The organism is Microlunatus sp. Gsoil 973 (genome assembly GCF_009707365.1).
Taxonomy (GTDB): Bacteria; Actinomycetota; Actinomycetes; order Propionibacteriales; family Propionibacteriaceae; genus Microlunatus.
In genome coordinates this window covers 2674322-2694447 of sequence record NZ_CP046122.1, presented here as the reverse complement: position 1 = coordinate 2694447, position 20126 = coordinate 2674322, and the positions used below count along the sequence as shown (strand labels likewise).

Here is a 20126-nt window from a genome sequence, read left to right as displayed (position 1 = left end):
GGTCGCGGCCCGTTGTGTTTGCCGGGGCGACGGGACTGGTCCGGCGTTAGGCTCGCGTCCGTGGAGTATGTGAACTCGCTGATCGAACTGGTCGGCAACACCCCGCTGCTCAGGCTGACCCGGGTCACCGGCGACGCCAGACCACTGGTCCTGGCGAAGGTGGAATATCTCAACCCGGGCGGCTCGGTGAAGGACCGGATCGCGGTGAAGATGATCGAGGCCGCCGAACACGAGGGCAAGCTCAAGCCCGGCGGGGTGATCGTCGAACCGACCAGCGGAAACACCGGGGTCGGGCTGGCCATCGTCGCTCAGGCCAAGGGCTACCGCTGCATCTTCGTCTGCCCGGACAAGGTCAGTGAGGACAAGCGGAACGTGCTGCGGGCGTACGGTGCCGAGGTGGTCGTCTGCCCGACGGCTGTCGAACCGGAGCATCCCGACTCCTACTACTCGGTCTCGGACCGGCTGATGCGGGACACGCCCGGCGCCTGGAAACCCGACCAGTACAGCAACCCGAACAACCCGACCAGCCACTACGAGAGCACCGGGCCGGAGATCTGGAAACAGACCGACGGCAGGATCACCCACTTCGTGGCGGGCATCGGGACCGGCGGCACCATCTCGGGAACCGGACGCTATCTCAAGGAGGTCTCCGGCGGCGCAGTCAAGATCATCGGCGCTGATCCCGCGGGTTCGGTGTACTCCGGAGGCAGCGGGCGCCCATATCTGGTCGAGGGCGTCGGCGAGGACTTCTGGCCGGAGAACTACGACCGCCAGATCTGTGACCGGGTGATCGAAGTCTCCGATTCGGACTCCTTCGCGATGACCAGGCGGCTGGCCCGCGAGGAGGCGCTGCTGGTCGGCGGATCATCCGGCATGGCTGCTGCAGCGGCCGTCCGGCTGGCCGAGGACCTCGATGATCCGGATGCGGTGATCGTCGTCCTGCTGCCTGATTCCGGCCGCGGTTATCTGACCAAGATCTTCTCCGACGACTGGCTCGCCCGGTACGGCTTCGCACCGCGCCCGGACGCCGCCGTTCGCACCGTCGGTGACGTGCTGCGGGAGAAGTCCGGCGCGCTGCCGACACTGGTGCACACCCACCCGAACGAGACCGTCGCCGAGGCGGTGCAGATCCTGCGGGAGTACGGCGTCTCGCAGATGCCGGTGGTGCGTGCCGAACCGCCGGTGATGGCGGCCGAGGTGGTCGGGTCGGTCAGTGAACGCGGACTGCTGGGCGCACTCTTCAACCACGAGGTCCAGCCAGCTGCCGCGGTGGAGACCGTGATGGAACCGGCGCTGCCGATGCTGGGCGCGAGCGAGCCGGTCGCCGACGCCGTCGCCGCTCTCGTCGCCAACGACGCCCTGCTCGTCCTGGAAGGCGGCAGGCCGGCCGGCATCGTCACCCGGCAGGATCTGCTGACCGACATCTGAGCCGACATCCGACGCAGGACCCGAGGCCTGCTGCGGTCAGCCGAACAGGGTGACCAGGAGGTCCCGCCAGCCCGTGTTCCAGGGCTGGTCAGGCCAGGACTCGTAGGGGAACCAGGCGGCGGCCGTCGTCGTGCCGCCGACGTCGATCACGACCGGATCCGTCGGTTCGGGGCAGCGGGCGCGGTAGATGAGCCGTACCGCATGGAAGTCTTCGAGGACGCCCGCCGGGCTGCGGCCGATCCAGTGCCGGGTATCCACCCGAACCAGCTCGCCGAGCTCGATCCGCTGCGACGTCTCCTCCATGACCTCCCGATGCACGGCGTCGACCGGCTCCTCGCGCTCGTCGAGACCACCGCCCGGCAGACCCCACCGGCCACCGGGAACCGGCCGGTAGAACTCGGCGGCGAGGATCCCGCGGCTGGACTCGACCCAGGCGTAGGCGGCGATGCGTTGTCGGCGTACGGCCGGTCCGTCGGCGGAGCCGTTCCCGTCCGTCGACGGCCGGTGCTCCCGCGGCATCGGACCACTCGGCACGCCGTCGGGGGCGCCCGGCTCGACCAGCATCGTCACTGTCAGATCGCCGTCACTGCCCGCGGCGCGGAGCGGCCGGACAGTGCGGAGACCGCGTACGGCCAGCTGCTTGTCCGGGTCGTCGCCATGACCGAGATCGAACTCGGCCAGCCGTCGCCCGTCGCGTCCCTGCCCAACGATGACCACCCGCCCATCATGCCCGAGGCTGGATCACCGCCCGGACGCCTCGTCCACTACGGTGTGTAGTTGTGAGGTACCCGGCATGATCACGTGGCTGAGCTATGCGGTGATCGGCGTCGCGGTCGTGGCGGCGATCTGGGGTGCCGTGTCAGCAGTCCGCGGTCGGCCGCCGGGTAACGCACAGTTCTACTGGGCCTTCCTCGTCGAGCTCGCGGTCATCGTCCAGTCTGTGGTCGGGTTCGTGTCGATCGGGCGCGGGCACGGGCCCGCCGAGACGGCGACCTCGATCGGTTACCTCGCGGGGATCGTCGTGCTGATGCCGGCGGCGATCTGGTGGGGGATCAGCGACCGCAGCCGCTACTCCGGGCTGGTGATGACCATTGCCGGAGTGGCGATCGCCGTCATGTCCCTGAGATTGCTCGAACTGTGGAGCGTGTGAGCGGTGATCGATCCGCATCCGACGCGGTCCGGCCCGGGCCGGGTCCTGATCGCCGTCTACGGCCTGTTCGCGCTTGCCGCCACCTCCCGGGCCGTTGTCCAACTGATCACCGATTTCCAGGACGCGCCGCTGGCCTACCTGCTGTCGGCGTTCTCCGGCCTGGTCTACATCCTGGCGACGGTCTCGCTGGCGCTGGGCAGCCGGACGGGGCGCGGGATGGCCTGGGCGACCATCGGCACCGAGCTGGTCGGCGTGCTGACCGTGGGCACGGTGAGCGTGCTCGCCCCGCAGGAGTTCCCCAGGGCCACCGTCTGGTCGGTGTACGGGATCGGGTACGGCTTCGTGCCGCTGGTGCTGCCGTTCCTCGGGCTGTTCTGGCTGTGGCGCACCCGCTCACGGACGACGCCTAGCTCTCCAGCGCGCGGGCGCGACTGAGCGACAACGCCCGTTCCTGATCGTTGCCGGCCAGTTCGGCCGCCCGCCGGAACTCGTCGGCTGCTTCGGCGTCGCGACCGAGCCGCGCGAGCAGGTCCCCCCGCACGCTGGGCAACAGGTGGTAGCGCTCCAGCTCGGGAAAGTCCCGCAACTGGTCGACAAGATCGAGACCGGCCTGCGGTCCGTACGCCATTCCGAGGGCGACCGCCCGGTTGAGCTCCACGATCGGCGACGGCGCGGTCTCGGCCAGAGTCTCGTAGAGGGCGGCGATCGCCACCCAGTCGGTGTCCTCGGCCGTCGCGGCCCGGGCATGTTGCGCGGCGATGGCAGCCTGCAGCGCATAGCTCGTCCGGGTCCCACCCAGCTCGCGTACCCGCTGCAGGCTGCGCAGGCCGCGGGTGATCGACAACCGGTCCCAGAGCGCCCGGTTCTGATCGAGGAGCAGGATCGGCTGGCCGTCCCGGGTGGTCCTGGCAGCCAGCCGGGACGCCTGGAACTCCATCAATGCTGTCAGGGCGAACACGTCAGACTCGTTCGGCAGCAGATTGCACAACATCCGCCCGAGACGCAGCGCATCCCGGCACAGCTCGGGCCGGAACCAGTCGTCGCCGCTGCTGGCCGCGTAGCCCTCGTTGAAGATCAGGTAGATCACCGACAGCACCGGTGGCAGCCGCTCCGGCAACTCCTCGGCCGTCGGCGCCGCGAAGCCCACCCTGCGGGCGGACAGCGTGCGTTTGGCCCGGACGATGCGCTGCGCGATCGTCGACTCCGTGCTCAGGAACGCCCGGGCGATCTCCGCGGTGCTGAGCCCGGCGACGGTCTTCAGGGTCAGCGCGATCCGGGCCTCCGTGCTCAGCGCCGGATGGCAGGCGGTGAAGATCAACCGCAACATGTCGTCGCCGATCTGATCATCGAGCCGGCTGTCGGCTTCGTCGTAGGGATCGTCATGATCATCAAGGTCCGAGGCGAGGACGGCGACCTTCTCCCGGAGGTTGACCTCGCGACGGATCCGGTCGATCGCCCGCCGTCGGCCGGTGGTCATCAGCCAGGCAGCCGGGTTGCGCGGGATCCCGTCGCGAGGCCACTGTTCCAGGGCCGCCACCAGGGCCTCCTGGGCCGTCTCCTCGGCCAGGCCGAGGTCACCGTGCAGCCGGGCGAGCGCAGCCACCACGCGGGCAGACTCGATCCGCCACACGGCGTCGATGCTGGCTCGGACGTCGTCGACGGGTGCGCCGGTCACCCGGACTATTCAACACCGGATCAACGGATCCGGGCCTGCAATTCCTCGGCCCGTCTCCTGGTCTCCTCCGACATCGCGTCGGCGAAGTCCTCCGCTTCCTGGATCGGACGGAGCTGGATCTCGGCACCCTCGCCGCACGGACAGCGCTTGAACCGCTCCTCCGCCTCGGCCAGCGAACTGACCTCGACGATCCAGAAGCCGGCGACGACCTCCTTGGCCTCGGTGAACGGCCCGTCGATCACGGTCGGGCCCGATCCGGTCCACTTCACCTTCGCGCCGGCCGAGGTCGGTGTCAGCCCGTCGGCGGCCAGCAGGACGCCGTCCTTGACCAACTCCTCGTTGAATCGGCCCATGGCCTCGAACAGTTCCGGAGGTGGAAGAACATTGGCCTCGGACTCCTCGTTGCCCATCATGCACGCCAGGACACGCATCGATACTCCTTCGTCTGCGCCGGCCCCCCGGACGGGCGCCGGCAGTGTCTCACCGGCACGTCGAACGGTCGACGGTGAATTCGACACCGATCGTTGCTCTTGACTCTCACGCTACGTGAGGTGCTGCAGTTGTGCCATGACCGAGACGAACCTCTCCGAAGACACCCGATCCGGTGCCGCCTCACCGACCGAACATCCGGACGGGCGCGATTGGTGGCCCACCGACTACGACCCGTCGCCCTGGGCGATACACAGTCCGTACAGCGATCCCGGCCGGTATCGTGACCTGCTGGCGGCGGTTCCGCCGCGGATCCCGGCGCTGTCGGCCGTCGCCCGGAACTTGATCATCCACTACCGGGCGTCCGGTCTCGATCTTCCCGAGGAGACCAAGGACGAAATCAACGCCAGGTGGGTAGCAACGATCCTCGACCTCGATCAACAACGTCACAGCGGGCCGCTGGCGGTGGAGCGCGACCCGATGACCCGGGTCCAGGGCTGCTGCCGCGATCACTCCCTGTTCAGCGCCGCGGTGCTGCGCGAGCACGCCGTGCCGGCACGGATCAGGTACGGCTTCTCCCACTACTTCCTTCCGGATTACGACTTCGATCATGTGATCGTCGAGACCTGGCTGCCCGAGGAACATCGCTGGCTGCGTTTCGACCCGGAGATCGCCGAGCCGATGAAGTTGCTGCCGACGCCACAGGACATTCCGCACGGTCCGGACAGTCCGTTCACCACCGCCGCGGAGTCCTGGCAGGCCTACCGCGCCGGGACCATCGATCCGCAGCGGTACGGCGTCGCCCCGGGTGTACCGGTCGGTGGCGACTGGTTCCTGCAGGGCGCGGTCTTCTACGACGCCGCGTTCCGGGCCGGCATCGAACTGTTGCTCTGGGACGGCTGGGCGCCGCTCAGCTCGCCCGAAGGTCTCACCGCCGACGAAGCCGCGGCCGCCGACGAACTGTCGGAGTTGATCATCGCCGCCGATTCCGGAGATGCCGATGCAGAACGGCGACTGATCGACCGGGTGCGTACCGATCCGAGGGTCGGGCCGGGAACGACGGTACAGACCAACTCGCCCTACGGTGACCCGCCGACAACGACGGACCTGACCGCCGTTCAGGCCTAGGTGACAGACGGGCAGTCGCGCTTCCGCCGGGACGGCCGGAGTGTCCGACCCGCTGCCGGGGTGCATGCTGGGGCGCATGATCCTCATCGTTGTGAAGTTCACCGTGCTGCCCGAACACCGCGACGCGTGGCTTCCTGCCGTCGATCCGTTCACCCAGGCGGTCCGCGCCGAGCCCGGCAACCTGTGGTTCGACTGGTCGGTCAGCGTCGACGACCCCAACCAGTTCGTCCTGGTCGAAGGATTCGCCGACGCGGACGCGGGCGCAGACCACGTGGCGACTGATCATTTCACGGCGGCGATGGAACTGATGCCGTCGATGCTGGCCAGGACGCCGGAGATCATCAACGTCGAGATCCCGGACCGCACCGGATGGTCGGAGATGGGGGAGCTGAGCGTCCCCGATCGCAGCTGAGGCCGGCGGCCGGTCGGTGGCCGGGACCTGCCAGGGATCCCCCGAGCGGCATCCGGCAGGCTGTACCCATGGCAGCCAGCAGCCTGCGCCTGGGCATCCACATCCCGCCGACCATTCCACCGGAGCGTCTCCGCGAGCTCGCGCAACTGGCCGACCGCGTCGGCCTTGACGATCTGTGGGTCTGGGAGGACTCCTTCAAACAGAGTGGCATCGCCTCGGCGACGGCGGCGCTGGCCTGGACCGATCAGCTCCGGGTCGGTATCACCCTGCTGCCGGTTCCGCTCCGAAATCCCGCGCTGACCGCGATGGAAATCGCCACCATCGCCCGGATGTTCCCTGGCCGGTTCGTCGCCGGCATCGGTCACGGCGTCCAGGCGTGGATGGGCCAGGCGGGAGTCCGGGTGTCCTCTCCGCTCACCCTGCTGCGTGAACAGGCCACCGCGATCCGCCGGCTGCTGCAGGGCGAGACCGTGACCGTCGACGGCCGTTATGTGCACCTCGATCGAGTACGCCTGACCTGGCCACCTCCGGTGATGCCGCCGCTGATGGTCGGTGGCGCCGGTCCGAAGGCGGTCGCGTTGGCCGCTGAGCTCGGTGACGGCAACCTGCTCGTCAACGCCCTGACCGACGAGGAGGTCCGGGCCGTCGGCGAGGCGGTACGCAGCGCGAAGTCCAAGGCCGGTCGACCGGATGCAGACGATCCCCAGATCATCGGCTGTGAGATCGTGGTCACAGGCCCGGACGCCCAGCGGCGCTTGGACGCCGAACTTCCGCTCTGGGATGCCTCACCCGGCCGAGGGATCGGTGTCGCGGGTGACGCCGCCGACATCGTCGAATCGGCCCGCCGCTACGCGTCGTTCGGCATCACCGGTTACGGTGTCCAGCCCACGGCCGACGAGCCCGATCTTGAGGGGCTGATCACCCTCCTCGGGCGGGAGGTCAAACCGGAATTGGCGAAGGGAGTCTGACAGCGTGACCCGATCAACAGGCGGCAGGATCGTCACACCGGACCGACGGGCGACCCGTACGGGACAGGCCGTGTTGGAGGCCGGCGGTTCGGCGGTCGATGCCGTGATCGCTGCCAGCGCCGTGCTCAGTGTTGTGTATCCGCAGAACGTCACGCTCGGCGGAGACACCTGGACGCTGGTCGCTCCGCCATCCGGCGACCCGATCGCGGTCAACGGCACCGGCCGGGCCCCGGCCGCGCTGTCGGCCCAGCTGCTGATCGACCAGGGTCACAGTCACGTGCCCGGTGAAGGACCACACTCGATCAGCGTGCCCGGACTGGTGGCCGCCTGGGGCGATCTGCACCGGAGCTGGGGGAGCACGGCGTTGGCGGAGTTGATCGCGCCGGCCCGTGATCTTGCCGCCGACGGCAGCCCTGTCGCCCCGGCACTGGCCCGCGACCTGGCCAAACTTGCGGATGTGTTGATCATGGACGCCGGCTGCGCTGACGTGTTCTTCTCCGACGGTGTGGTGCTCGCCGAGGGTGATCAACTTCGTCAACCAGCCTTGGCCGCGACCCTGGACCGGATCGCGGCCGAGGGGCCGACGACGTTGTACGGCGGGGACGTCGGGCGCCGCTACGCCGACGGCCTGCAGCGCGCCGGCTCGGTGATCACTGCCGATGATCTTGCCCGACACACCACCGACCGGACCGTACCGCTGTCGGTCCGATACGCCGGCCTCGACGTGCTCACCACACCGCCGAGTTCGCAGGGTTTCACCTTGTTGAAGATCCTTCGGCTGATGGCCGAGCTGGGACTGGACGATCCGGCCGCCAAGGACCAGGCGGCGATGATCATGGCAGCCGTCGCACTCGCCGGCCAGGAGCGGGATGCCATCTCCGCTGACCCGGAGTTCGTCGAGGTGGACGTCGACGCCGTACTTGCCGCCGACCGAGTAGCTGCACAGGCGGAAGCGATCCGCCGGGAGGGGGCCGGGCCAACGCCGGTCGGCGAACCTGCGCCGCCGCTGGGCGGCGACACGGTCGGAATGGTGGCCGTGGACTCCGAGGGTCTGTGGGTCAGTTCGGTGCAGAGTGTCGCCGGCACCTTCGGCTCCCGGGTGCTCGAACCCTCGACAGGGATCCTGGCGCACAACCGGGGCAGTGGCTTCAGCCTCGATCCGCGGCGACCGGGCCATCTGACGGGTGGCCGCCGCCCACCGCACACGTTGATGCCGTCACTGATGCGCCGGGACGGTCGCACCGTCGGAGCGATCGCCACGATGGGCGGCCACAACCAGCCGTTCATCATCACCCAGGTGCTCAGTCGGATCCTGGCCGGCGATCATCCCCAGCAGGCGGTCGGCGCACCGCGTTGGGTGGTCCAGCGTGGTGCGGACGAGCGATCGGTGCTCGCCGACGAACGGCTGGAGGACACCGTACGCTCCGAGCTTGCCGCAGCGGCTGCCACCGAGACGGTCGCGATGAACGACAACCGGCTCGGCCATGCACACGCGGTCTGGACCACCGACGTACCGGGCCAGGTGGGATGGGGCTCGGATCCCCGTGCCGACGGCGGCGACTGATCGAGACGAGCGAAGCCCGGATCACGCAGAGATCGCCGGCACCACCGGTGAACCCGGGAACCAGCCGTAGGAGTCCTTGACCAGCCGGCCGCCCTGCAGGACCGCACCGATGCTCGTCGGATCGGCCAGCGCACCGATGTCGCCCAATGGGTCGACGCCGGTGATCACCAGATCGGCCAGCCGGCCCTCGGCCACGGTACCCAGTTGATCACTGAGCCGGAGCAGTTCCGCGGCGTTCCTCGTCCCGGCCAGAATCGCCTCCATCGGCGACAGGCCGAGTTCGACCAGATGGCCGAGCTCGCCGAGATTCCTGCCGTGCGGGCAGACGCCGGAATCGGTGCCCATCGCGACCTTGACCCCAAGGACCAACGCCTTGGCGATGTGTTCCCGGGCGATCGCCGACCAGCGCACCTTCTTCTCGTACAGGTAACCGGGCACCAGTGCGGGATCCGGGACCCGCAGCGCGGCGCTCAGCGTCGGCACCAGCATCGTGCCGTTGCTGAGCATCAGGTCGACGGCCTCCGAGTCGATCTGGTAGCCGTGCTCGACGCTGCTCACCCCGCCGCGGACGGCCTCCAGGATGCCCTGGAGCCCCTGGGCATGCGCGGCGACCGGCTGGCCCTGGCGCTTGTCGGCCTCCTCGCGGATGATCTTGATGTGCTCCGCCGGTACGCCGACATCGGTCGGCTGGTCGGACGGGCTGGAGACTCCGCCGCTGGTGCAGACCTTGATCACGTCTGCGCCCGACCTGATCAGCAACCGGGTGGTACGGCGTACGTCGTCGTCGGTGTCGACGATCGGATCCAGCACGGCGAAGCCGCGAGTCTGGGCTCCGTTGGCCAGGTGATAATCCGAATGCCCGCCGGTCGGTGACAGCGCCGAGAGTGCCAGATGCAGCCGCGGCCCGAGAACCGTGCCGTCGGCGATCGCCTGCCGGAAGCCGGCGTCGATCCCACCCAGATCACGGGCGGTGGTGACACCGGCCATCAGGGTACGGCGGAGGTTGATCGTGGTGTCCAGCGCCCTCTCCGACGGGAACGCGCCCTGCTGCTTGGTCAGGGGTGCCTCGAGATTGCTGCCCATGTGCAGGTGGGCGTCGATGAAACCCGGAAGCACCGTTCTGCCGGCCAGGTCGACCACCGTTGCGCCGTCAGCAAGTCCCGCACGGTAGGCGCCGGCATAGCTGATCCGGTCGCCGGTGATCACCACCTCGGCGTCGGTGACCGGGGCCGCACCGGTTCCGTCGATCAGTCGGCCGTGCACCAGCCGTAGCGACACGCCGTCGTCGACCGGCGTGCGGGGCAGACGGGCGGTGTGGGCGGCGGCATCCGGCATGGGTTCCTCTCGGCTGCGATCGGCGGTGATCGCGTGGTCCTCTCCTGTCTGGGAACCGTACCGACAGGCGGCGGGGCCCGCCAAGCCGATCACCAACCGCCGCGATGCTCCGGAACCTTGTAGATCAACGGCAGCACCAGGACCATCAGGCAGCCGAAGCCGATGAAGATGTGCCCGAGGGTCATCCCGTGATCACTGCTTCGAGCAATGATCGCGGTCGCGATCGACACCGCCATGATCGACCCGCCCTGACGGAACATGCCCCGCATGCCGGAGATCCCGGCCACCTGATCGGGTGCCAGTTGCAGGATCGCATTGTTGGCCGCGGGCAGGGCGAGGCCCATGCCGACTCCGCAGACCCCCGAGGCGATCGACAACCAGAGGAACGGGGTGATGCCCTGCGGTGCCCCGATCGCCGTCGCCACCATGCCGACGATCAACAGCGAGAAGCCGATGGTCATCGGTGGTCGATAGCCTGTTCGGCGCAACGCGAAGGTGGCCAGTCCGGCGACACAGATCATCCCGACGGCGCGAGCGGTCAGCAGCGTTCCGGCCTGCAGGGTGGGGATGTCGTAGCGGCTCTCCGCATACAGCGGCACCAGTGCGCCGAACCCGATCGCGGCGGCACCCTGCAGGAAGTTGATCAGATTCATCACGCCGAAACCCCGACCGCGGAGCAGATTCATCGGGATGAACGGTGCACGGCCGCGGGCGGCGTGCCGGAGGAACAGCACCAACGAGGTGGCCGCGATCGCTTCCGGGACAAGGAATCCCACGCTGAGCACCGAGCCGTTGCTGTTGCCGAGATGCGTGACGCCGAGCATGGTGCCAAGGATCAGCATGCCCAACAAGATCAATCCGTAGACGTCGATCGACTTTCCCGGTGTGCGATGACCCTTCGGGAGGAAGATCAGTCCGAGGATGATCAAGACGGCGCCGATCGGCACGTTGACCAGAAAGATGCCGCGCCAGGACCAATAGGTGACGAAGATGCCGCCGAGGATCGGACCGACGATGCCGCCGATCGGGAAGATGGAGGTGAACATGCCAAGGGCCCGATCCCGGTTGCGGCCGAAATGATCGGCCACCAGCCCGCTCGCCGCCGGCAGGAACGATCCACCGCCGATCGACTGGATCGCCCGCAGCACCACCAGCAGTGCGATGTTGTGCGCCAGACCACAGCACAACGAGGCGACGGTGAACAATGCGGCGGCGGCAAGGAACACCCGTCGCCGTCCGAACATGTCGGCGAACTTCCCGGCCAGCGGAAGCACCAGGACCTGGCCGAGCGAGTAGATGGTGATCGTCCAGCCGCTCCACTCGATGGAGGCACCGAGATCGCGCTGGATCGCTGCCAGGGCGGTCGCGACGACCGTCTGATCCACCGACGCCATGAACAGCGCCATGGCGACGATGCCGAAGACCAGCCGTCTGCGGGGTAGCGGTTCGTCGCCGGCGATTGCGGGTTTCCCGTCGGGCGGAGTCTTCGGGTCGGTGTCGGTCGACGGGCTGAGGACGCTTGTTGGCTGGCGGCGCGGCATTCCTGGCAGATGTCCCTAAGGTGGTCAGGTGGGACCGGTACGGTCGGGCCCCAACTATATTGCGTGCCGGCAAGCAAGTAAACGCCGGTCGAACGACCCGATGAGGGGGTGTCTGTGGACCTCGACGTGTCCGCGCGCCTGCGGGGTGTCGTGATGCGACTGTCCCGGCAGCTCAACGCCTCGGCGGCGCACGAGGGGCTGACGCCGTCCCAGGCGTCGGCGCTCGGTCTGATCCGCCGACGCGGGCCGCTCAGCCTGTCCGACCTGGCGGCCATCGAGGGACTCAATCCGACGATGGTGTCGCGGATCGTCGGCCGGCTGGATGAACTCGGTCTGATCAGCCGGCGGCAGAATCCGCAGGATCTGCGATCCGCGTTGGTGGAGGTGACCGAGAACGGTCAACGGGTGCACGAACGAGTCCGGACTGAGCGCGGCAAAGTACTGTCGGCGTGCTTCGAACAGCTCAGCCAGGCCGATCAGGAGGCGATCGTCGGCGCGCTCGGAGCCCTGGAGGCCCTCGCGGAGCAACTGATCGGTTCGTCGGTCGGCAGCTCGTCCGGGAACGGCGGGGCAAGAGAATCGAGGAGCAGATGAGTACAGCGGGTGCGGACGCCGAATCCCAGGTCGACATCTATCGAGCCGTCCCGTCCGGGGAGATCAAGGGCGGTCTGATCGTGATCCACGAGATCTGGGGGCTCGTCGACCACATCGAATCGGTTGCCGACCGGTTCGCTGCGGCCGGCTACGTCGCGTACGCACCCGACATCCTCAGCCACGCCGGTATCACGCCACGGGCCGGCCGGGAACTGTTGGAACTCATGCAGCACCCCGACGAGAAGGTCAGGGTCGCAGCCCAGCCCACGTTTCGCGAACGGATGGCGCCTGCTCACGACCCGCAGTACGGCGGCTGGGCGTTGCACGCACTGACCGGGGTTGTCGATGATCTTGCCGGTCAGCCCGGGGTCGACGGCCGGATGGGCGTCGTCGGCTTCTGTTTCGGCGGAACCTACAGCTTCGGACTGGCAGCAACCGATCCCCGGATCCGTGCCGCGGTGCCGTTCTACGGTGCCCCGCCCGACCAGGTCTCGGTCAGCACGATCAGACGCCCGGTGCTGGCCATCTACGGCGGGGACGACGAGCGCCTGATCAGCGGCCTGCCGGAGGTCACCCGACGGATGCACGTGGCCGGCGTCGACTTCACCACCAGAATCTACCCGGGGGCCGGGCACGCCTTCTTCAACGACTCCGGCAGCAACTACGACGCCGAGGCGGCCGCCGACGCCTGGGCGATCACCGTGGAGTTCCTTGCCCGCAACCTGTGACCGGCAGATCACAGTCCGCCTGATCGACCGGTGTTCCGGCCCATCTTCCCCGCCGGGGCCGTGGCGCCCAACCGGTACGCTCGCCAGCTATGAGCCGACAGCCCGATCCCGGTTTCGAGACGCTGGCCATCCATGCCGGACAGGAGCCCGATCCGACCACCGGCGCGGTGGTACCACCCATCTACGCCACCTCGACCTACGCCCAGGACGGGGTCGGCGGGCTGCGCAACGGCTATGAGTACTCACGCTCCGGCAACCCCACGAGGACCGCCCTGGAGGAGTGCCTGGCCGCCCTCGAGTCCGGCGTTCGTGGTCTGGCCTTCGCCAGCGGGCTGGCTGCCGAGGACACGCTGGTGCGGACCATCACCGAGCCTGGGGACGAGGTACTGCTGCCCAATGACGCGTACGGCGGCACGTACCGCCAGTTCGCCAAGCTGCATGCCCGCTGGGGAATCACCAGCACGCCCGTGCCGGTCAACGATGCTGAGGCGGTGGCGGCGGCCATCAGGCCCGGTCGTACCCGCGTTGTCTGGCTGGAGACGCCGACCAATCCGCTGCTCACCATCGCCGACATCGCGGCGCTGAGCGAGGCCGCACACAGCGCGGGCGCGGTGGTCGTTGTCGACAACACCTTCGCCACGCCCTACCTGCAGCAGCCGCTGGAACTCGGCGCCGACGTCGTCGTGCACTCCACCACCAAGTACTGCGGCGGACACTCCGACGTGGTCGGCGGTGCGCTGATCACCCGCGATGCCGAACTGGGCGAGCGACTCGCCTGGTCGCAGAACGCTATCGGTGCCGTCGCCGGGCCGTTCGACTGCTGGCTGGTGTTGCGGGGATTGAAGACACTGGCCGTACGGATGGACCGGCACTGCGCCAACGCCCGCATCATCGCCTCCTGGCTCGCGGACCATCCGGGGGTTGCCGAGGTCTTCTACCCGGGGCTGGCGACCCATCCCGGTCATGATCTTGCCGCCAAGCAGATGCGCGACTTTGGCGGCATGATCAGTTTCCGGGTTGCGGCGGGGGAGCAGGCCGCCGTCGACGCCTGCGGCAGGACCGAGATCTTCACCCTGGGCGAATCACTCGGTGGTGTCGAATCGCTGATCGAACATCCAGGTCGGATGACCCACCAGTCCGTCTCCGGCACGGCCCTGGAGGTCCCGGCCGATCTGGTCCGGCTCAGTGTCGGCATCGAGAAGGTCGACGACCTGCTCGCCGACCTGGATTCGGCCCTCGGTTAGGCCAGCCGCCAGTCGATCGGATCCGCGCCCGCGGCCGTCAGGTACTCGTTGGCACGACTGAACGGGCGCGACCCGAAGAACCCGCGGTCGGCCGACATCGGCGACGGGTGAGCGCTCTTGATGTACGGAACCGGCCCGAGCATCGGGATCAGCGACTGTGCGTCACGACCCCACAGGATCGCAACCAGCGGCCCGCCCCGGTCGACCAGGGCTTCGATGGCGCGCTGGGTCACATGCTCCCAGCCCTTGCCCCGATGGGAACCCGGCCGACCCGGCTGGACCGTCAGCACCCTGTTCAGCAGCAGGACACCCTGCTCGAACCACGGGGTCAGATCGCCCGACCCAGCGCGGGGGATGCCGAGATCGGCCTCGAGTTCTGCGTAGATGTTGTTCAGGCTGCGCGGGATCGGCCGGACGTCCGGCGCAACCGAGAAGGACAGCCCGACCGGATGGCCCGGCGTGGGGTACGGGTCCTGACCGACGATCAGTACCCGAACCTCGGCCAGCGGCCGGGTGAAGGCCCGCAACACGGCGTCGCCGGCCGGAAGATAGCCGCGGCCGGCGGCCAGCTCGGAGCGGAGGAATTCGCCCATCGCCCCTACCACCGCCGACACGGGCTGCAACGCCGCGGCCCAGTCCGGACTGATCAGCTCGGTCAGCGGTTTCGGCGACACTGGCACTCCTTCGATTCTCCGTCGGCTCCTCGCCGATCGTGCCATGCCGCAGGCCTGTCGCGTACCTTGGTGATCCCGGATTGCGGACGCCGCAGTGATGCCGGCGCCGGGCCGGGGTAGAACACGGTCTGGAGACCAGGAGGGATCGACGTGGCAAACCGAAGTCGCCTCGGCATCGGGCGGATGCGTCGTCCGCGTCGCCCTGTCGACGAGCCTGCCGGGAATCCGGATGCCGGCCGATCTCCGGGGGTCGCCGATCCGCCGGAGCCGCCCCCGTCCGACCAGGAGTTGATCGAGGGCGAGGTGCCGTGGGGCTTCCGCGTCGCGGCCAGCTGGGCCTGGCGGTTGATCATCATCGCGGCCATGGTCGCCGGGATCGGCTGGGTGCTGAGGTACCTCTCCGAGGTCACCATTCCGATCGCGATCGCCATCCTGCTGGCCGCGCTGATCTCGCCGGTCGCCAACTTCTTCAACCGGCGCCGGTTCCCACGCGCCCTGTCGGCGGCCCTGTCCATGATCATCGGCGTAGTCCTGGTCTCCGGCACCGTCACCCTGATCGCCACCCAGATCGCCGACCAGGCCGAAGGGATGGGGACCAAGGTCGCCGACGGCTTCAGCCAGCTCACCGATTGGTTGGCCAACGGTCCGCTCAACGTGCCGCAGGAGTTCTTGCAGATCGACAAGCTGACCGACCAGGTCCGGGAGTTCCCTGAACAGCAGTAGCAGCACCATCGCCAAGTACGCCGCCGGCGTCGGCACCGGCATCGGGCACTTCTTCGCCGGCCTGGCGATCACCCTGTTCGCCACCTTCTATTTCCTCTACGACGGCGGCGGCATCTGGTCCTTCTTGATCAAACTGGCTCCGAACCGGGCCCGGCGAAGGATCGACGGCGCGGCGCGGACCGGCTGGACCTCGCTGGTGCACTACGTCCGGGCAACGATCCTGGTGGCCTTTTCCGATGCGATCGGCGTGCTGATCGTTGCGCTCATCCTGCACGTGCCCGGGGCAGCGGCGTTGGCCGCGCTGGTCTTCCTCGGCGCCTTCGTACCGCTGATCGGCGCGTTCGTCTCCGGCTTCGTCGCCGTGTTCGTCGCCCTGGTGATGCTGGGCTGGGTCCAGGCGTTGATCATGCTTGCCGGCATCATCGCCGTCATGCAGTTGGAGGGACACATCCTTCAACCATTCCTGCTCGGCCGCGCCGTCAAACTGCACCCGCTCGCCGTCCTGCTGGGCATCGCGATCGGCGTCATCGTCGGCGGCATCGTCGGTGCGCTGATGTCGATCCCGATCCTGGCGTTCGCGAAGACCTTCGTGCAATACCTGGCTGAACGGAAGGAGCCTCAGGTGTCCGCCGACCCGGTGATGATCAAAGCCAAGTAGCAGGCAAAGGTCCCGACCCGGCTGCGCCTTTGGTCGATACCGGTCGTGATCATCCTCAACCAGTGTTGGGGTATCGCATCCCAGCAAAGGTGTGCTCGGAGGAGAGGAACAGATCATGAGCATTCCGAGCCGAAGGCGCTCCGAGGAGTTGGCGGCCTGGAACCCCTGGCCGGATGCACCCTTCTTCGAGACCCCGCCGCTGCTCGACCGGCGGCTCGGGCAGCTGCTCAGCGCCCTGCGCAGCGGCGCCGACCGGGCGGCCGAGTTCGTCCCGACGGGCGATCTCGTCGAGGCGGACAACCGCTACATTCTCGACCTCGATCTGCCCGGAGTTGCCCGGTCCGACGTCACGGTCGGCGTCGCCGGCAGGCGGGTCGTCGTCCGCGGTACGCGGAAACGGCCGGACCGCGCCGGGATCGTCCGGCACTCCGGCCGGTTGATGGGGTCGTTCGTCTATGAGCTCAATCTGCCCGGGCCGGTGGATGACAAGGCGGTAACGGCGAGGTTGATCGACGGCGTCCTGCACGTCGAACTGCCGAAGTCCGACCGCGCAGACCGCACCCGGATCAGCATCGACTGATCAGGGCGGACCGGTCAGCCAGAATTGTCAGGTGGACCCGTCGGGTGAACCGATCAGCCGGACCGGTCAGCCGACCGGCACGGTGTCGCCGTGGACAACAAGAACCGGGCAGTGGGCGTGCGCGGCGACTGCGGAGCTGACCGATCCGATGACCATCCCGGCGAAACCGCCCCGGCCTCGGTTCCCGACCAGCACCAAGGTCGCCGACGAGCTTGCCTCCACCAGGCAGTCGACCGGCGAAGCCTCCCGAGTGGTCTGGACGACCTTGGTCTGCACCGATCCGTCGAACACATCGCGGACCGCGGACTCCAGGGTGGACCTGGCGATCTGCTCCAAGACGTCGGGGTCGAACAAGCTGCCCGCCAGCAGCGCGGGCGGAACCTTCCAGGTCGTGATCGCCTCGATCTCGGCGCCCACCAGCGGCGCCAGATACTTCGACCAACGCAAGGCCGCCAGAGAGGACGGCGATCCGTCCACTCCGACAACGATCCGCGGGGTGGTGGGAGACGACGATGTGGCCATGATCAAACTCCGTAGACAGATGGTCGGACATTCCTGATCATGGTCGGTACCCGACAGCGCAGGCAGCGGCAAACGTCCTGTTCGGCCGACGAGACTGCGTCCGTCGCCTCGGGCCCTTCGCCTCTGGTGTTGCTGTGACCGGCTCGACGCGCCGGGCGGAAGGATGCAGAGGTGCCCCTAGCAGCAGGACGAAAGTCCGCAGTGCAGCAGATCGATCGCGGAGGATGATCATGACCATGCGGGCATGGATCGTCGAACGGCCGGGTCTCGTCGAGGGGAACCCGCTCCGCTGGGTCGAGTTGCCGATCCCACAACCGGCAGCGGACGAGGTGCTCATCAGGGTCATCGCGTGTGGCGTCTGCCGGACCGATCTGCATGTCACGGAGGGTGACCTGCCGGTGCACAAGGCCCAAGTTGTGCCGGGACATGAGATCGTCGGTGAGGTGGTCGCCGCCGGTTCGGCGGTCACCGGTCCGGCCGAAGGCAGCCTGGTCGGGGCAGCCTGGTTGCGGCGTACCTGCGGCCAGTGCCGCTACTGCCTCGGCGGCAAGGAGAACCTGTGTCCCCGGTCGGAGTACACGGGCTGGGACGCCGATGGTGGCTATGCCGAATACGTCTGCGCGCCGGCCGGATTCTGCTATGAGCTGCCGCCGAGCGATCCCGCCGATCTGGCTCCGCTGTTGTGCGCCGGGATCATCGGCTATCGGGCGCTGCAGCGGGCGGCGGTGCCCGAAGGCGGGAGGCTCGGTCTGTACGGGTTCGGAGGCAGTGCCCACCTGTGCGCCCAGGTGGCGATAGCAGAGGGAGCTCGGGTGCATGTCCTGACCCGGGGCGGGCCAGCACAGCAGCTTGCGCTCAGACTGGGAGCCAGTTCCGCGGCTGACGCCTACGCCTCGCCACCCGAGTCGCTGGACAGCGCGATCATCTTCGCCCCGGTCGGAGACCTGGTTCCGGTGGCGATGAGAGCGCTTGACCGTGGTGGAACCTGCGCTGTCGCGGGGATCCATCTCACCGACATTCCGCGGCTGGAGTACCAGACCGAGTTGTTCTACGAGAAACAGTTGCGCAGTGTCACGTCGAACACCCGCGCCGACGGCAGAGCCTTCCTCGCCGCGGCGTCGAGACACCAGCTGCGGCCGACGACCCACGTCTATCCCTTCGACCAGGCACCGGCAGCACTGCGTGACCTCAAGGCGGGGCGGTTCGACGGCGCCGCCGTGCTTCGCATCGGCTGGTAGGGGATCCGCGCCCGGCGCTGCAACCCGTGGCAACTCCTTGTGCTGGCCCGGAGGTACGGTCTATTTTTGTTGTGCTCTTGCAGCAATGCCCCAGACCTCGGCGTTTGCCGAATTTCTGTTTGGGGGGATTTCCAGATGACTGCGTCAGAACGTTCCGGTCAGGTCAATTCGCCAACCGGCGGGTCCGTACCCTGTGGCGAAGTCAGCGGCTGCGGCGTGTCCGTGCCTTCGAGGACGTTCCGGGCCAAAAGCACCGACCAGACCGGGCCGAGGGTCGCGGCGCCGATCCGGGGGCGTCTTGATCCCGTGTCGGAGCGAGAGCTGCTTGCCCGTGAGGTACACCAGTTGGTCAGCAGCGAGTTGATCAAGATCAGCTTCGACCTGTCCCGGATCGCCAGCCTGGTAAGGGGACCGGTGCTGGAGATGCTCTATGCGTCGATCAGCGATCTGGACGGCCTGAACAGCAAGCTGCGCCAGGTGATCTTCAACGGACTCAAACCGGCCGGGAACGGCGTCGATCTGGCACCGTGGCCGACCATGCAGCCCAACGATCGGGTGCCGCCGTCCAACTGAACTGCCGCGCCGAACCGTCGCACCGACTGATCACCGCGCCAAGACATCGAACCCCGACTGCGGTGCAGTCACCCGCTCGACGTGACCGTGCCCGGCCCGAGACGTCCGGCCGCGATGTCGGTCGCCACTGCGGTCAGCGACTGCTGGTTCCGCCGGGCGTAGCCGCGCAAGGCGGTGAAGGCCCGATCCATGTCGACGGAGGCGAACTGGGCGATCACACCCTTGGCCTGCTCGACCGGAATGCGACTGGTGAGTGCCGTCTGCAGCTGGGTCGCCAGCCGCGCGCACGCCTCGGACGCCTGGTGCTGCAGGAGCGAGATCGTGGCGACGTCGGCCAGCGACTGGACGATCGGCGGTTCGGCAGCGCCGAGGGCGGACCCCGGAGAGCCGAAGAGGTCCAGCACGCCGATGATCTGTTCCCGCAGCCGGAGCGGGAAGGCGTACACCCGGGAGGACCCGCGGGACTTCAGCTGCGGAGCGATCACCGGCCACCGGCTCTGTTGATCGGCGGTCGACGTGGACACGACCGGGACTCCCGACCGGAAACATTCCAGGCAAGGCCCCTGCTGGTTCTCCAATTCGAAAAGTTCCAGGAGACGCGTCGTCTCGGACGAAGCCGCCAGCACCCGAAGCTGATCACCCCCGTCGACGAGCATCAGCCCGGCCGCCGACACATCGAACAGGTCAACACAGCTGATCACCAGGTCGTGCAACAGGTCGACGATGTCGAAGTCCTCTGCCAGGTTGTCGGCGAGCCGGACGAAGAGCTGTCCAAGCCGAGTTTCTCGGGATTCGGTGGTGGTCATCGTTCCTTTGTCCTGCTCCCTGACGGACTCCCCGAATCACCCAGACGGACGGCCCATCCTGATCGGTACTGCAACGACCGCGGACACCAGCTGCCAGATCGGTCACCACCAGGGGCATACCCACATCCGGCGCTCCTTCACCAGATGCGCGCTCCA

General features: G+C 68.1%; 23 protein-coding genes. 15 read left to right on the top strand and 8 right to left on the bottom strand.

Annotated features, from left to right (window positions below):
- Positions 1-60 precede the first annotated feature (60 nt).
- A complete protein-coding gene (locus GJV80_RS12675; RefSeq protein ID WP_154688209.1) occupies positions 61-1428 on the top strand; it encodes a cystathionine beta-synthase in 1368 nt (455 codons plus the stop codon).
- Positions 1429-1464: 36 nt separating this feature from the next.
- Here GJV80_RS12675 and GJV80_RS12670 read toward each other — a convergent pair whose 3' ends face one another.
- Positions 1465-2145 carry an NUDIX hydrolase gene (locus GJV80_RS12670; RefSeq protein WP_230207640.1) on the bottom strand — a complete coding sequence of 227 codons (681 nt, stop codon included), beginning with the start codon at positions 2143-2145 and terminating at the stop codon, positions 1465-1467.
- A 76-nt stretch (positions 2146-2221) separates the two neighbouring features.
- Here GJV80_RS12670 and GJV80_RS12665 point away from each other — a divergent pair, with 76 nt between their 5' ends.
- On the top strand, positions 2222-2578 hold the full coding sequence (locus GJV80_RS12665; RefSeq protein WP_154688208.1) for a hypothetical protein: 357 nt from the start codon (positions 2222-2224) through the stop codon (positions 2576-2578).
- 3 nt (positions 2579-2581) lie between these two features.
- Entirely contained in the window at positions 2582-3013 is a 432-nt protein-coding gene (locus GJV80_RS12660) for a hypothetical protein (RefSeq protein WP_154688207.1), read from the top strand.
- On the opposite strand, the gene GJV80_RS12655 is transcribed toward GJV80_RS12660, so the two are convergent.
- A complete protein-coding gene (locus tag GJV80_RS12655) occupies positions 2985-4253 on the bottom strand; it encodes an RNA polymerase sigma factor (protein WP_154688206.1) in 1269 nt (422 codons plus the stop codon). The two genes, GJV80_RS12660 and GJV80_RS12655, sit on opposite strands and share 29 nt — an antisense overlap.
- A 20-nt stretch (positions 4254-4273) precedes the next feature.
- The gene (locus GJV80_RS12650) at positions 4274-4684 is read right to left on the bottom strand and encodes a YciI family protein (RefSeq protein WP_154688205.1); all 411 of its coding nucleotides are present in this window, start codon (positions 4682-4684) and stop codon (positions 4274-4276) included.
- 136 nt (positions 4685-4820) lie between these two features.
- On the opposite strand from GJV80_RS12650, the gene GJV80_RS12645 reads away from it, so the two are divergent.
- The 4 genes from GJV80_RS12645 to GJV80_RS12630 all read left to right on the top strand — a co-directional run bounded on the left by GJV80_RS12645 (position 4821) and on the right by GJV80_RS12630 (position 8754).
- Positions 4821-5810 carry a transglutaminase-like domain-containing protein gene (locus GJV80_RS12645; RefSeq protein WP_154688204.1) on the top strand — a complete coding sequence of 330 codons (990 nt, stop codon included), beginning with the start codon at positions 4821-4823 and terminating at the stop codon, positions 5808-5810.
- Positions 5811-5886: 76 nt separating this feature from the next.
- Complete coding sequence (locus GJV80_RS12640; protein WP_154688203.1) at positions 5887-6222, top strand: putative quinol monooxygenase; 336 nt, start codon at positions 5887-5889, stop codon at positions 6220-6222.
- Between the two features lie 68 nt (positions 6223-6290).
- On the top strand, positions 6291-7190 hold the full coding sequence (locus GJV80_RS12635) for an LLM class flavin-dependent oxidoreductase (protein WP_154688202.1): 900 nt from the start codon (positions 6291-6293) through the stop codon (positions 7188-7190).
- A 4-nt stretch (positions 7191-7194) separates the two neighbouring features.
- Positions 7195-8754 carry a gamma-glutamyltransferase family protein gene (locus tag GJV80_RS12630; RefSeq protein ID WP_154688201.1) on the top strand — a complete coding sequence of 520 codons (1560 nt, stop codon included), beginning with the start codon at positions 7195-7197 and terminating at the stop codon, positions 8752-8754.
- Between the two features lie 21 nt (positions 8755-8775).
- On the opposite strand, the gene GJV80_RS12625 is transcribed toward GJV80_RS12630, so the two are convergent.
- Positions 8776-10089, bottom strand: coding sequence for an amidohydrolase family protein (locus GJV80_RS12625; protein ID WP_154688200.1), 1314 nt, complete (start codon positions 10087-10089; stop codon positions 8776-8778).
- Positions 10090-10178: 89 nt separating this feature from the next.
- Positions 10179-11630 (bottom strand): MFS transporter, encoded by a 1452-nt coding sequence (locus GJV80_RS12620; protein WP_154688199.1) that lies wholly within the window; start codon positions 11628-11630, stop codon positions 10179-10181.
- 108 nt (positions 11631-11738) lie between these two features.
- On the opposite strand from GJV80_RS12620, the gene GJV80_RS12615 reads away from it, so the two are divergent.
- The 3 genes from GJV80_RS12615 to GJV80_RS12605 all read left to right on the top strand — a co-directional run bounded on the left by GJV80_RS12615 (position 11739) and on the right by GJV80_RS12605 (position 14196).
- Positions 11739-12224 carry a MarR family winged helix-turn-helix transcriptional regulator gene (locus GJV80_RS12615; RefSeq protein WP_154688198.1) on the top strand — a complete coding sequence of 162 codons (486 nt, stop codon included), beginning with the start codon at positions 11739-11741 and terminating at the stop codon, positions 12222-12224.
- Positions 12221-12952 (top strand): dienelactone hydrolase family protein, encoded by a 732-nt coding sequence (locus GJV80_RS12610; protein WP_154688197.1) that lies wholly within the window; start codon positions 12221-12223, stop codon positions 12950-12952. Before GJV80_RS12615 ends, GJV80_RS12610 begins: the two co-directional genes overlap by 4 nt.
- Before the next feature lie 89 nt (positions 12953-13041).
- The gene (locus GJV80_RS12605) at positions 13042-14196 is read left to right on the top strand and encodes a cystathionine gamma-synthase (RefSeq protein ID WP_154688196.1); all 1155 of its coding nucleotides are present in this window, start codon (positions 13042-13044) and stop codon (positions 14194-14196) included.
- On the opposite strand, the gene GJV80_RS12600 is transcribed toward GJV80_RS12605, so the two are convergent.
- Positions 14193-14870 (bottom strand): uracil-DNA glycosylase, encoded by a 678-nt coding sequence (locus tag GJV80_RS12600; RefSeq protein WP_230207639.1) that lies wholly within the window; start codon positions 14868-14870, stop codon positions 14193-14195. The genes GJV80_RS12605 and GJV80_RS12600 overlap by 4 nt on opposite strands.
- A 150-nt stretch (positions 14871-15020) precedes the next feature.
- Here GJV80_RS12600 and GJV80_RS24575 point away from each other — a divergent pair, with 150 nt between their 5' ends.
- The 3 genes from GJV80_RS24575 to GJV80_RS12585 all read left to right on the top strand — a co-directional run bounded on the left by GJV80_RS24575 (position 15021) and on the right by GJV80_RS12585 (position 16831).
- Positions 15021-15593: an AI-2E family transporter gene (locus tag GJV80_RS24575; protein WP_154688194.1), complete on the top strand. Its 573-nt coding sequence runs from the start codon at positions 15021-15023 to the stop codon at positions 15591-15593.
- Entirely contained in the window at positions 15580-16251 is a 672-nt protein-coding gene (locus GJV80_RS24570; protein WP_154688193.1) for an AI-2E family transporter, read from the top strand. Before GJV80_RS24575 ends, GJV80_RS24570 begins: the two co-directional genes overlap by 14 nt.
- 115 nt (positions 16252-16366) lie before the next feature.
- On the top strand, positions 16367-16831 hold the full coding sequence (locus GJV80_RS12585; RefSeq protein WP_154688192.1) for an Hsp20/alpha crystallin family protein: 465 nt from the start codon (positions 16367-16369) through the stop codon (positions 16829-16831).
- Positions 16832-16897: 66 nt separating this feature from the next.
- Here GJV80_RS12585 and GJV80_RS12580 read toward each other — a convergent pair whose 3' ends face one another.
- Positions 16898-17353, bottom strand: a complete 456-nt coding sequence (locus GJV80_RS12580) for a universal stress protein (RefSeq protein ID WP_154688191.1) — start codon at positions 17351-17353, stop codon at positions 16898-16900.
- A gap of 230 nt (positions 17354-17583) precedes the next feature.
- Between GJV80_RS12580 and GJV80_RS12575 the strand changes: the two genes are divergently transcribed.
- The gene (locus tag GJV80_RS12575) at positions 17584-18591 is read left to right on the top strand and encodes a zinc-binding alcohol dehydrogenase family protein (RefSeq protein ID WP_230207637.1); all 1008 of its coding nucleotides are present in this window, start codon (positions 17584-17586) and stop codon (positions 18589-18591) included.
- Between the two features lie 306 nt (positions 18592-18897).
- Complete coding sequence (locus GJV80_RS12570; RefSeq protein ID WP_154688189.1) at positions 18898-19164, top strand: hypothetical protein; 267 nt, start codon at positions 18898-18900, stop codon at positions 19162-19164.
- A gap of 68 nt (positions 19165-19232) precedes the next feature.
- Here the strand turns inward: GJV80_RS12570 and GJV80_RS12565 are convergent, their stop codons facing one another.
- Positions 19233-19970 (bottom strand): GAF and ANTAR domain-containing protein, encoded by a 738-nt coding sequence (locus GJV80_RS12565; protein ID WP_154688188.1) that lies wholly within the window; start codon positions 19968-19970, stop codon positions 19233-19235.
- Between the last annotated feature and the right edge of the window lie 156 nt (positions 19971-20126).